Genomic DNA, 13087 nt, shown 5'->3' on the forward strand with positions numbered 1-13087 from the left:
TCCGCAGAGAATCCGTTTAGGGAGCCAGATTCATGGCGAAGTTTTTCATCGACCGGCCGGTGTTCGCGTGGGTGCTCGCGCTGATCATCGTGCTGGGCGGGATGCTGGCGATCACGCAGTTGCCGATCGCGCAGTACCCCAATATCGCGCCGCCGATCATCACGGTGACCACCACGTACCCGGGCGCGTCGGCCAAGACGATCGAGGACTCGGTGGTCACGCCGATCGAGCAGGAGCTCAACGGCGCACCGAACCTGCTCTACTACGAGTCGCAGAGCGAGTCGTCGGGGCTGGCCACGATCAACATCTCGTTCGCGCCGGGCTCCAACGCCGACCTGAACTCCGTCGAGGTGCAGAACCGCCTCAAGCGCGTGGAAGCGCGCCTGCCGGCCGAAGTGCGCCAGCAGGGGGTGCGAGTCGACAAGGCCGACAACAACTACATGATGTTCATCACGGTCTCGTCGAAGTCGGGCAAGTCCGACGCGATCGAGCTGGGCAACTTCGTCTCGGCGCAGGTGGTGGACTCCGTCCGCCGCGTGCCGGGCGTGGGCGCCGCCGACCTGTTCGGCACCGAGTACGCAATGCGGATCTGGCTGGATCCGGCCAAGCTGACGGGCTACAACCTGACGCCGCTGGACGTGACCGCCGCCGTCGAGGAACAGAACATCCAGGTGGCCGTGGGTGAACTGGGCGGCACGCCGTCGCCGCGCGGCACGGAACTGAACGCGACGGTCAGCACCGAAAGCCGACTGACCACGCCGGAGCAGTTCGCCAACATCCTGCTGCGCGTGAACCCGGACGGCTCGTCGGTGCGCATCAAGGACGTGGGCCGCGTGGAACTGGGCGGCGCCGACTACTCGACGCTGGCCCGCATCAACGGCAAGCCGGCGTCGGCCATCGCCATCAAGCTGTCGCCCACGGGCAACGCGCTGGCCACGGCCGAGGCGGTACGCGCCAAGATGGAAGAGCTGTCGCGCTTCTTCCCGCCCGACTACGAGTACAGCGTGCCGTACGACACCTCGGCCTTCGTGAAGATCTCGATCGAGGAAGTGGTCAAGACGCTGCTGGAAGCCGTGGTGCTGGTGTTCCTGGTGATGTACCTGTTCCTGCAGAACTTCCGGGCCACGCTGATCCCGACGCTGGTGGTGCCGGTGGCGCTGCTGGGCACGTTCGGCGCCATGCTGGCGTTCGGCTTCTCGATCAACGTGCTGACGATGTTCGGCATGGTGCTGGCGATCGGTATCCTCGTGGATGACGCCATCGTGGTGGTCGAGAACGTCGAGCGGATCATGAGCGAGGAAGGGCTGTCGCCCCGCCAGGCCACCCGCAAGGCCATGGGCCAGATCACGGGCGCCATCATCGGCATCACGCTGGTGCTGACGGCCGTGTTCATCCCGATGGCGTTCTTCTCGGGCTCGGTGGGCAACATCTACCGCCAGTTCTCGCTGTCGCTGATCTCGTCGATGGCGTTCTCGGCGCTGCTGGCGCTGACGCTGACGCCGGCGCTGTGCGCCACGCTGCTCAAGCCGGTGGAAGCCGGCCACCACCACGAGAAGAAGGGCTTCTTCGGCTGGTTCAACCGCACGTTCGCCACGGCATCCACGGGCTACCAGGGCATCGTGGCGCGCATCCTCAAGCGCTCGGGCCGCTACCTGATCATCTACGCGCTGATCATCGGCGGCGTGGTGGTGCTGTTCCAGCGCCTGCCGTCGTCGTTCCTGCCCGACGAGGACCAGGGCTACATGATCACGGTCGTGCAGCTGCCGACCGGCGCCACGCAGGAGCGCACCATCGGCGTGCTCAAGCAGATCGAGGACTACTACCTGCAGAAGGAATCGAAGGTGGTGGACCAGATGATCACGGAGGCCGGCTTCTCGTTCTTCGGCCGTGGCCAGAACGGCGGTATCGCGTTCGTGCGCCTGAAGGACTGGAAGGAACGTCCGGGCGAGGACCAGACCGCGCAGGCGCTGGTGGGCCGCGCCTTCGGCACGCTGTCGTTCATCAAGGACGCCATCATCTTCCCGCTGAACCCGCCGGCCATTGCCGAGCTGGGCAATTCGTCGGGCTTCGACTTCCGCCTGCAGGACCGTACCGGCCAAGGCCACGCGAAGCTGATGGAGGCGCGCAACATGATGCTCGGCATGGCCGCACAGTCGCAGGCGCTGGTTGGCGTGCGGCCGGAAGGCCAGGAAGACGCGCCGCAGCTGCGCATCGACATCGACCGCGAGAAGGCCCGCGCGCTGGGCGTATCGGTGGCCGAGATCAACCAGACGCTGTCGATCGCCTTTGGCTCGTCGTACGTGAACGACTTCATCTACGAAGGCCGCGTGCGCCGCGTGATCGTGCAGGCCGAAGGCCAGGACCGCCTGCTGCCCGACGACCTGGGCAAGCTGCGCGTGCGCAACGGCAACGGCGACATGGTGGCGTTCTCGGCTTTTTCGACGTCGCAGTGGATCATGGGCTCGCCGCGCCTGGAGCGCTACAACGGCATGCCGGCCGTGAAGCTGGCCGGCCAGGCCGCGCCGGGCAAGTCCACGGGCGAGGCGATGCGCGTGATGGAGGAAAACTTCGCCAAGCTGCCGCCGGGGTTTGGCTTCGAGTGGTCGGGCCAGTCGTATGAAGAGCGCCTGGCCGGCTCGCAGGAGCCGATCCTCTACACGCTGTCGCTAATCATCGTGTTCCTGTGCCTGGCCGCGCTCTACGAGAGCTGGTCGATCCCGGTGTCGGTGCTGCTGGTGGTGCCGCTGGGCGTGATCGGCGCGCTGCTGGGCGTGACGCTGCGCGGCATGCCCAACGACGTGTACTTCAAGGTGGGCCTGATCGCCACGATCGGCCTGTCGGCCAAGAACGCCATCCTGATCGTCGAGTTCGCCAAGGACCTGCAGGCGCAGGGCCGCAGCCTGATCGACGCCACGCTGGAAGCGGTGCACCTGCGGTTCCGCCCGATCCTGATGACGTCGATGGCGTTCATCCTGGGCGTGCTGCCGCTGGCCATCTCCACCGGCGCGGGCTCGGGTAGCCAGCGCGCCATCGGTACCGGCGTGATGGGCGGCATGATCACGGCCACGGTGCTGGCGATCTTCCTGGTGCCGGTGTTCTTCGTGGTGGTGCGCAGCCGCTTCAAGGGCAGCAAGGCCCAGCAGGAACGCGAACAGGCGCGCCTGGAAAGCAGCCAGAAGGAAATCTGACCATGACCAAGACTTTGACCACATTGCTGCTGGTGGCCGGGGTGATGAGCGGCTGCACGCTGGCGCCGCGCTACGACCGCCCCGCCGCCCCCGTGGCCGGCAGCTACCCGGCCGCGCCGGACGGCTACGCCACGGCCGAGGTGAAGAGCGGCGAGACGCGCCGGGCCGCCGATATCGGCTGGCGCGAGTTCTTTACCGACCCGCGGCTGCAGACGCTGATCGCCACGTCGCTGGAAAACAACCGCGACCTGCGCACGGCCGCGCTGCGGATCGAGGAAGCGCGCGCGCAGTACCAGATCCAGCGCGCCGACCTGCTGCCGACGGTGAACGGCAACGCGAGCTTCCAGCGCGGGCGGTTCTCGGGCGCCACGTCGGGCGTGAACCAGTCGTTCACGGGCAACATCTACCAGGTGGGCCTGTCGGTGACGCAGTGGGAGCTGGACTTCTTCGGCCGCGTGCGCAGCCTGTCGAACGCCGCGCTGGCGCAGTACTTCTCAACCGAGGAGGCGCACCGCGCCGCGTACATCTCGCTGGTGTCCGAGGTGGCCAAGGCGTACCTGGCCGAGCGGGCCGCCGCCGAGCAGTACGATCTGGCGCGCGAGACGCTGGAGGCGCGCCAGAGCACGTTCGAACTGGCCAAGAAGCGCTTTGATGCCGGCGCCACGTCGGCGCTGGATCTGCGCGACAACGAGTCTCTGGTGGCCCAGGCCCGCGTGTCCGCCGCCCAGCTCGCGCGTCAGCGCGCGCAGGCGCAGAACGCGCTGGAAGTGCTGGTGGGCAAGCCCATCGCCGAGATTCCGAACCTGCCGGCGCCGATGCGGCTGTCTGACGAGCGCATCATCAGCGACATCCCCGAGGGCCTGCCCTCGGATCTGCTGACGCAGCGTCCGGACATCCGCCAGGCCGAGCAGGCGCTGCTGTCGGCCAACGCCAACATTGGCGCGGCGCGCGCGGCGTTCTTCCCGCGCATCACGATGACGGCCAACGCGGGCAACATCAGCACGTCGTTCACGAACCTGTTCGACAACGGCGCGGGCGTGTGGTCGTTCTCGCCGCAACTGGTGCTGCCGATCTTCGACTATGGCCGCAACCTGTCGAACCTGGACCTGGCCAACGTGCGCAAGAACATCCAGGTGGCCAACTACGAGAAGACGATCCAGACCGCGTTTTCCGAGGTGGCCGACGCGCTGGTGGCACGCGGCACGCTGGAGGAACAGGTGGCCGGCCAGGAGCAGCAGCGCAACGCCGAGGCCGCGCGCTACGAGCTGTCGCGGCTGCGCTTCCGCAGCGGCGTGGCGAGCTACCTGGACGAACTGGACGCCCAGCGCCAGCTGTTCTCGGCCGAACAGGCGCTGGTGCAGGCGCGGCAGCTTCGGCTGACCAACGCGATCGACCTGTACCGCGCGCTCGGCGGCGGGCTGAACGAAACCGGCGCGGTGGCCCAGGCGGCCCCGCAGCCGGCCCCGGCGACGACGACCACGCAGTAATCGTCGCGTGCAGCGCGACTGTCCATGAAAAAGGGCGAAGCCTTCGGTGCTTCGCCCTTTTTCTTTTGGCGCATGACGGGGTGGATGCTGATGCGCCCGCCCTCTCCCCCGACCCCTCTCCCGCGAGCGGGAGCGGGAAGCAACAACGCCGGGATCGTCGGTCAGAACTTGTACGTCGCCGCCAGGAAGAACACGAGCGGGTTGGGCCGCAGCGTGGTCTTCGACGTGGACAGCACGGTGCCGTCGGACGCCTTGATCGTCATCGTCGATTCCGATTTCAGCGGGATGTAGGTCACCGCGCCGGTCACGCCCCAGTGCTCGTTGAAGTTGTAGGTGGCGCCCAGGTTGAAGATCGGCGCCCATGACGACGACGCGTCGGCGCTGACCGACGTCGGGCCGGGGATGCCGGCCCCCGCGGCCAGGATGGCGCCGAGGTTGTTGTTGACGGACTCGGCAAAGGCCGGGTTGACCTTGATGTCGGTGAAGAAGTTGTACGACACCCCCACGCCCACGAACGGCCGGAACGACACCCCCGGCGAGCGGAAGTGGTACTGCACCATGGCGGCCGGGCTCCACTGCCGCGCGCGCGTGATGATCGGGTTCAGCGACGGGTCGCCCAGGCTCTGGCGGCCCAGCGCGCCGGCGGGCCCGGGCGGGATCAGCTCGCCGTGGCCGTAGATCTTGAATGTCGGCGGGATGCCGCCCACGCCCGTGATGGCGATGTGGTCGGTGACAAAGTGGCTGAAGGTCAGCCCCAGCGTGTCCGCGTTCGACGACGACAGCCCGCTGCCCGGCGCCGTGAACGACGACGGCAGCCCGAGCGGGTAGTTGATCGGCACGTCGACGACGTTGGTGGTCAGCGGCCCGCTGGTGCCGAACGTCTGGATATGGAACCAGCCGGCCGACACGACGTTGTCGCCAGCCTTCTGCGCGTGGGCCGGCGCGGCCAGGCCGGCGGCCAGCAAGGCGGCGGCGGCCAGCCGGCATGCCAGGGTGAGGCGCTTGTTCTGCATCGTGGTCTCCCCTGTTATTCGACGAAGGCGCCGATCGTGAAGTACGGGCTGCCGTTGCGGTTTTCCAGGAAGCCGAACACGCCGCCCGTGAACATCAGCTTGCCGGTGATGCCGGGCGTGCCTTCCTTGCGCGTGGTGGTGATCACGCCGGGCGTGGTCTGCGAGAAGTCGAGCTTCAGCGCGATGGCCCGCGTGGCATCCGATGCGTGGAACGGGTCCAGCATGGCCGCGTCGGCTCCCACCAGCGCCGTGGTCTTGTACTCGAACGCGCTGTCCACGCCCACGTACTCGCCGTTGATCGTGCCCTGCGTGGCCGCCACGGCCGGCGCCATCATGCCGATGCCGATCTCGTCGTCGGCGCCCAGCGGCAGCGCCTCGGCGCTGGCGTAGCCCACGCGGATCATCACCGGCACCAGCTGGCCGCGCAGCTTGCCGACGATCAGGTACGCGCGGCCCATCACGGCGCCCAGCGTCGGCGCGCGCTCGCCTTCGTGGTTGGTGGACATCAGCGTGCCGGTGGGCTGCGCCACGAACTTGTTGCCCTTCTGCTTGCAGGTGCCGCCGCTGCGGTTGTCGCAGACCGTGAACGAGCCGTCGGCCGCCAGCGACATCCGGTAGTCCTGCGCCACCTGCGCAAAGCCCTGCGACGGGATCTCGTGGAAGCCCGATCCGTTGTAGACGCCGGCCACCTTGCCCAGGTCGGTCTCGGTCTGGGCAAAGCCGATGAACTGGAAGTACGGGAAGGTGGTGTCGGGCACCGCGCCCGCGCCGAGCAGGCCGTTGAACTGGATGCGCGCGCCGGGGATGGTGCCGCCCATCACGCCCTCGCCCAGGAACAGCTTGGCCGGGCGCGCCGGGTCCAGGCTGGCGCCCTGCAGCACAAACGCGCACTGGTTCAGCTTCTGGGTCGGCAGCGTGGTTTCCTGCGCCAGCTTGCCGGTCATCACGTTCTTGCCGTCGGTGGGGTCCGAGCGCGTGGGCGAGACCGTGCCCGGCGTACGCGGCACCGACGAATCCAGGAACGTCACGGCCCACGTCATCCTTGCCGTGTCGATCTGCACCTTGACCAGCTCGCCGGAGCCGGTGCCGCCGATGTACGGCGTCGAGTAGTCGACCGATGCGGGACACAGCCGTGGCGTCACCGACGCCGGCGTGGACGTGCCCCCGCCACCGCCGTCCCCGCCGCCGCAGGCGGCCAGCAACGTGGTGGTGACGAGCGCCAGCGCCAGGCGCGGCGTCCAGCGTGGGATCGGATGCTGCTGCATGTGGAGTCTCCTTGGTACGTTCTTATGGGCGAGGCAGGGTACTGGGGTGCGGGCAGCGGCTAGCGGCTGGCCACGGCGCTGACGCGGAATGTCGGGTTGGCGGCGTCGCCGAACAGGTGCGCGTACACGGGGCCCGTGGTGATGAGCGAGCCGGTGATGCCGCTGTTGTCCACGGTGCCCACCAGCCCCGGCTGCGTGGCCTGCGTCAGATCCATCTGGAAGCCGCCCGTGGGCGTGAGCGACGGGTCCTGCGGATCGAGCCACGCGCCCACTTTGTCGTGCAGCGACGATGCGACGTAGCGGAAATCGCTGCCCGAGCCGATGTAGCCGCCCTTGAGCGTGGCTGCCGTGGCCGCGGTGGCCGGCGCCAGCAGCGCGATGCCGGATTCGTCGTCGATGTTGATGTCGAACGTCGACAGGTCCGCGATGGCGTAGCCCACGCGCACCACCAGCGGCACGCGCTGGCCTTCCAGCTTGCCGACCACCAGCACGCCACGGGCCCGCGAATCACGGGTCTGTACGCGCTGGCTGTAGAAGATCGGATACTGGGCGCCGCCGGACGCCTCGGCGTTGCCGCTGTCGAAGCCCGCGCCATTGGCCCGCAGCGTCCACGGCGTGCCCGTCGTGCGGCAGGCGGCGTTGTTCGGGCCCGTGCAGGACCCGTCGGCCTGCAGCGTTTCGGTGCCGCTGTAGGTGCCGGCCACGAAGTGGTCGCTGGCCACGATGCTGCCGCCGGACGGCACCAGGTGATAACCCAGCACGTTGTAGCGTCCGGCCACCTTGCTGAAATCGGTCTCGGTCTCGGCAAACGCCAGCGCCGGGTACATCGGGAACGTCTTGGCCGGAATGACGCCGATGCCGAAGATGCCGCCGAAGCTGATCGTCGCGCCCGGGATGCCGCCGCCGACCACGCCGTTGCCGACGAACAGGATCGGCGGATTGGCTGGATCGATCAGCGCCTGCGAGCGCCCGTCGGACGCCTCGGCGGTCTTCAGCTCGTACGCGCAGTTGTTCTGCGCGGCCGTGGGCAGCGGGCGGGTCGGGTGCGACATGGTGCCGGTGAACGTCACGCCGGCGCGGGTGGGATTGACCTCGCCCGGCACCTGCGGCACGGCCGATTCGAGCACCTGGATGCGGTAGGTGCCCTGCTTGCTGTCGAGCTGGATCTTCAGCAGTTCGCCCGCCCCCGATCCGCCCGTGTACGTGGTGCCGTAGTCCAGCGTGGCCGGGCAGATGGCGGCCACCGGATGATTGAGGGTGGGGCCCGACGGCGTGCACGTCCCATTGGTGGCGCATTGCTGCGCGGCGGCCTGCGGCGTGGTGCCGCCGGGGTCGCCGTCGCCGCCGCCGCAGGCGGCCAGCGCGATGGTCAGGCTTACCCCGGCAACGGCAAAGGTGGTGCGTCGAAGGATCGACGGGTGCATGGTTGTCTCCTCGTTCTTATGGCGCGCGCACCGGCATGGGCCAAGGTGTCGCACGGTGGTCGGAATCTCGCGTTTCAAGCGCCTGCGCGCAATAGAGCGCTCGTTCCAAACATCGCCGCCGTGCCGTGGGGCGTTGTTGGCCAAGCGATCACGTGGCCTGTTCAAACCGCCCGCGCGTGGCCCGGCACGCGCATTCAAACGGGGGTGACGCCCGGCGTGGCGCGCTTCAGAACTTGTATTCGCTGTTGGTGGGGTCGAATGCGGACGCATCGAACGACTTCTTCGCGGCCTTCTCGAAGACGATCTTCTCGACCATGTTGCCGTCGGCATCCCAGGCCGTTTCCGCGCGCGGCCACGGATGCTTGAGGTCGAACATCAGCTGGACCTTCTTGGCGTAGTACTTGGGCGCGCCCTCGGGCAGCTCCCAGGTCAGCGCCACCATGCGCGTGCCGTGCTCCTGCACGATCTCGGCGCGGCTGTACTTCTCGGACAGCCCGGCGGCGCGCAGCGTCCTGGCGTCGCGCTCCAGCATCGACAGCACGAACTGGAAGCCCAGGTCGCGCACGGTGTGGTTCGACTGCGACCTGGCCAGCGAGCCGTCGATCGACGTCCAGATCGACGTGAAGCCCATGATGCCGCCCAGGTGGCCGTACATCTCGTCCTTGCGCTTGGTTTCGTCGTACAGGATCTCCTGCCCCGCCTGCGCGCCGTTGGGCAGCCACCTGGCATAAAGCTGGCGCGGCATGTGGCGGTAGCGGATGAACATGCGCGCGGGCTTGTCCTGCCACTGGCCGTTCAGCCGCTCCTGGCGCGTCATCGTGTATTCGTACTCGGGAAAGCGGTTGATCTCCTGGCGCGCCCACGTCAGCAGCGCCTCGGGCTGCAGCGCGTCGAACACGGCCAGCACCTGCGCGTCCGGCAGCGCGGCCAGTTCGCCGCTGGCCGTCTGCCGGGCGAACAGCGCGGTCTGCTGGGCGGTGGACAACCCGTCGTAGGGCGTGGCGGGGCGGGCCGCGGCGGGCGCGGCCGGGGCGCCCTGCGCGTGCGCCTGGAGCAGGGTGCCCGGCTGCGTGGCCAGGAACCCCAGGATGCCGCCGATCGCGGCAATCGGGACCATCTGCTTCATCGCGTGTCTCCAGTGTGTGGTCTGGCGTCAGGCAAGACGGGGCCCTCCCGCGCGTGGCAGCCACGGCAGGTGCATGCGTGCGGCAGGCGCGGCGCGCAGGGGGTCACGCCTCGCCGTCGGCGTGGCGTATCAACAGGTCGTTCTCGAAGGCGACGGTTGCCGTCGCGGCTCGTGGCGGTGCGCGCCGCGGCCCCGGTGGAGACCGCGGCGGCGGGCCGCTATGTCCTGGGGCGGGTGCGCATCCAGTCGTCGAGCGGATTGCTGGGGAAGGTGGCGCAATGCTCGCGGCGTACCGCCATGCTGGCGGTGGGTGGCCGCGATGCGCCTTCACTGCGTGCGGCCCGCGCGCTGCGCCGGGCCCGGCCCATCGCCGCGGCGGTGGCGGCGGCCAGCTCCTGGGCTTCGGTCTCGGCCGTGGCGGCCTGCGCAGCCATCTGGGCCTGTTCGTCGGCGTGCTGGGCCTCGCCGATCTCGAACACTTCCTGCAGGGCGCCCAGTTCCTGCGTGGCCGGCGACGGCGCCTTCAGGGCCGCCACCACCATCGACGTCAGTTGCGCCAGCACCTGCGCGTCGCTCATCCGCTTGCCCTGCGTGAAGGCCGGCATCAGGTTGCCCAGTTCGTCGCCAGCCAGCACGCCGGCCAGCGCCTTGAGCGCGAAATGCAGGCGCCAGCCCAGTTCCTGGCGCGGCACGTCGGGCAGCGCCCGCGCAAACGCCTCGAAGAAGCGTCCGAAGACGGGCGCGTAATGGCCCATCAGCCAGGACTGGATGAATGGCGAGGTATCGGAATACACGCGCCCGAGCAGGCGCAGGAACGACGGGCCGCCAATCTCCGGCTCGCGCGCCATCTGCAGCGCGGGCACGAACAGCGCGCCCATCACGTGCTCGCAGCGGATGGCGTTGCCGGGCCAGCGGGCCTCGCAGGCGTCCAGCAGCGCCAGGCGCCGCGTGTTGAGGGGATCCAGCCGGCGGCTCAGCACCGACTGCATCATGATTTCCTTGCTGCGGAAGTGATAGTTCACGGCAGCCAGATTGACGATCGCTCGTGAAGTCACCTGCCTGAGCGAAGTCGCCTCGTAGCCTACCTCGATGAACAGTTTCTCGGTCGCATCGAGGATGCGGGCCTTCGTATCTCCTGCCGTGGTTTTCCCGGTCTTCATGGGGGCGTCTCTCGCTGAAAAACCGCTGTGGACCCCTGCAAAAAAATGTCACGCAATCCACCACCGTCCCGCTCCGCGCTCTGTCGGCATACGGATGCTTCAAACGGTTGTAGGGAGCCTATCCAGCGCTCCGAGCGTTTCACAAGTCCATTTTTCGAAGACTTGCTCTAAATTGCAAGCCTTCTGTGGTGGCCGATTCCGCCAGGCGATTTCAGTCACGCCGTGATGGTCTTGCGCAACGTCGTGGCATTCTGCGCCGCCAGGGCCAGCACTGACAACTGGGGATTGGCCCCGATGCTGGTAGGAAATACCGATCCGTCGAGCACGTACAGGTTCGGCAACTGGTGATGGCGGCCCGCGCTGCTCACCACGCCGCGCGCCGGATCCTCGCTCATCGCGCAGCCGCCCATCAGGTGCGCACTGAACAGGAGCACGCGGAACGGCTTGAGCGGCAACTGGCCGATGGCGTCGCGCGCCTGCGGCCAGCTTGTGTACCACGTGGCATCCAGGTGGGCCGGCCGCACCCGCTGCGCCCCGGCCGCGAACTGGGCCTCGGCCATGCTCAGGTAGGCCCGGCGCACCCCGTCCCATAGGTAGTCGCTCACTTCGTAGTCCAGGATCGGGCTGCCATCGTCGGCAATCCGGACCCGCCCGCCGGGGCTTTCGGGCACAAAGCCGTCGCGCAGCAGCGCCAGCATGGCGTTGGCGTGCGGCAGCGCGGCCATGTCGCGCCGCAGGTCGTCGCCCATGCCGTTCAGCACGCCGGCGCTGATGCCAGGGAACATCGGCGGGACTTCGAGCTTGTAGCCGATCGGCCCGGTCGCGCCGTCGCGCCACTGGAAGTGGTCGGACGCGATCGACTGCGGCGCACCATAGTATGGATCGATTTTCTCCGGCATTTTGGCGACACTCAAATTCACCGGATGAATAAACGTGCGTTGGCCGAGCCGCTCGTACGGGTCGGGCACGCGGGATCGCAGCAGCAGCGCCGGCGTGTTGATGGCCCCGCCCGCGGCAATGACATGGCGGGCGCGGACGGTGACCCGGATGCCGGTCGGCGAGTAGCCGTCATGGCCCAGCGCGTCGCCCGTCACGCCCCGCACGGCCTTGCCGTCATGGTCGATGGCCCGTACCCGCAGCCGGTGGACCAGTGTGGCGCCATGCGCCAGCGCGGCGGGGATCGTCGACACCAGCATCGACTGCTTGGCGTTCACCGGACAGCCAAGGCCGCAGTAGCCCGAATTCCAGCAGCCCTTCACGTTGCGCGGGATCACGTGCCACTCCCAGCCGAGCGCTTCGCACCCGCGCCGCAGCACCGCGTTGTTAGGGTTCGGATCCATCGCCCACGGCGCCATGCTGAGCCGTTCCTCGATCCGGGCGAACCATGGCGCCATGTCCGGCTCGCCGTGGCCGGCCACCGCGTGGTGCGCGGCCCAGTGCGCCAGCGTGCGCGGCGGGGTGCGGAAGCTCGACGACCAGTTCACCGTGGTGCTGCCGCCCACGGCGCGGCCCTGCAGGATCGAGATGGCGCCGTCCGACGTGGCCCGCGCGGCGGCCTCCTGATACAGGGTGCGATAGGCGCGCGCCTCGTCCATGTCGCGGAAGCTGTCGGACGTGTGCAGGCCGCCCTCCTCCAGCATCACCACGTTCAGCCCGGCCTCGCTGAGCAGCTCGGCGGCAATGCCGCCGCCCGCGCCGGTGCCGACGATGACCACGTCGGCGTCGATGGTGCGCGGCGCGGTGAACGTGGCGGCGTCCAGCACCTTCCAGCCGGACGCGATGCCGGCGCTGTAGAGATCGGGAATCGGCATGGCGGTCAGCCCTGGAGGGCGCGGTAGATGGCGGGATTGGGGCCGGGATAGCCGCTGGCGACCCAGGTGTCCGGCGCGACGAAGTAGCTCACGCTGGCCAGCTTCACAAGCACCACGCCGCCGGCGTTGAGCGCGCCGATCCGGCTGCCGCGCCAGCGCGCCAGGAACGCGCGCACCTGGTCCGGCGTGGCGGCGTGCCACGGCGTGCGCACGCCCGCCAGCACCCAGCGCAGCGGCGCGCTGGCCAGCAGGTCCAGCAGCTTGCGCAGTTCGTGGCGTGCGTTGAGGTCCATCGCCGCAATGGTGCCGTCGATGTTGCGCATGGCCGCGTCGATGCGCCGCGCGCGGGTTGCCGCGTCAAGCCCTTCGAGTTCGCTCGCCACGGCCGGCAGCACCGCGCGGAACAGCGCCACGTCCGCCGGGCGCAGCCATGCCATGCCGGGCTGCGGCGGCGTATCGGCCGGCGAACAGCCCGTCAGCCCCGGCAGCAGCGCCGAGCAGGCCACGGCGGCTGACAGCCCGGCGCCGAGCTTCAGGAACACCCGGCGCGAGGGGTCGGGCGGGACGGCGGGATCGGCAGGGTTTGTCATCGTGTCTCCGGATGTTGTTCTGC

The 13087-nt window shown here is 68.8% G+C and carries 9 protein-coding genes; 2 read left to right on the top strand and 7 right to left on the bottom strand.

Going from position 1 to position 13087, the window contains the following annotated elements; genetic code table 11:
• Positions 1-32: 32 nt before the first annotated feature.
• On the top strand, positions 33-3188 hold the full coding sequence (locus EPAKOI_RS16520) for an efflux RND transporter permease subunit (RefSeq protein WP_423192644.1): 3156 nt from the start codon (positions 33-35) through the stop codon (positions 3186-3188).
• A gap of 2 nt (positions 3189-3190) precedes the next feature.
• Complete coding sequence (locus tag EPAKOI_RS16525) at positions 3191-4675, top strand: efflux transporter outer membrane subunit (RefSeq protein WP_124682819.1); 1485 nt, start codon at positions 3191-3193, stop codon at positions 4673-4675.
• A 161-nt stretch (positions 4676-4836) separates the two neighbouring features.
• On the opposite strand, the gene EPAKOI_RS16530 is transcribed toward EPAKOI_RS16525, so the two are convergent.
• From EPAKOI_RS16530 to EPAKOI_RS16560, 7 genes are all read right to left on the bottom strand, one after another.
• Positions 4837-5688, bottom strand: coding sequence for an OmpW/AlkL family protein (locus tag EPAKOI_RS16530; RefSeq protein WP_423192645.1), 852 nt, complete (start codon positions 5686-5688; stop codon positions 4837-4839).
• 14 nt (positions 5689-5702) lie between these two features.
• Positions 5703-6953, bottom strand: a complete 1251-nt coding sequence (locus EPAKOI_RS16535) for a DUF2957 domain-containing protein (RefSeq protein ID WP_423192646.1) — start codon at positions 6951-6953, stop codon at positions 5703-5705.
• Between the two features lie 59 nt (positions 6954-7012).
• Positions 7013-8377 carry a DUF2957 domain-containing protein gene (locus EPAKOI_RS16540; protein ID WP_423192647.1) on the bottom strand — a complete coding sequence of 455 codons (1365 nt, stop codon included), beginning with the start codon at positions 8375-8377 and terminating at the stop codon, positions 7013-7015.
• 226 nt (positions 8378-8603) lie between these two features.
• On the bottom strand, positions 8604-9503 hold the full coding sequence (locus EPAKOI_RS16545) for a DUF1571 domain-containing protein (RefSeq protein WP_423192648.1): 900 nt from the start codon (positions 9501-9503) through the stop codon (positions 8604-8606).
• 218 nt (positions 9504-9721) lie between these two features.
• Positions 9722-10663, bottom strand: a complete 942-nt coding sequence (locus tag EPAKOI_RS16550) for a TetR/AcrR family transcriptional regulator (RefSeq protein WP_313837394.1) — start codon at positions 10661-10663, stop codon at positions 9722-9724.
• A gap of 215 nt (positions 10664-10878) precedes the next feature.
• Positions 10879-12474, bottom strand: coding sequence for a GMC family oxidoreductase N-terminal domain-containing protein (locus EPAKOI_RS16555; RefSeq protein WP_423192649.1), 1596 nt, complete (start codon positions 12472-12474; stop codon positions 10879-10881).
• A gap of 5 nt (positions 12475-12479) precedes the next feature.
• Positions 12480-13064: a hypothetical protein gene (locus tag EPAKOI_RS16560; protein ID WP_423192650.1), complete on the bottom strand. Its 585-nt coding sequence runs from the start codon at positions 13062-13064 to the stop codon at positions 12480-12482.
• Positions 13065-13087: the final 23 nt, after the last annotated feature.

Source organism: Cupriavidus sp. H18C2, assembly GCF_049393795.1.
In the GTDB taxonomy this organism is placed as follows: Bacteria; Pseudomonadota; Gammaproteobacteria; order Burkholderiales; family Burkholderiaceae; genus Cupriavidus; species Cupriavidus pauculus_C.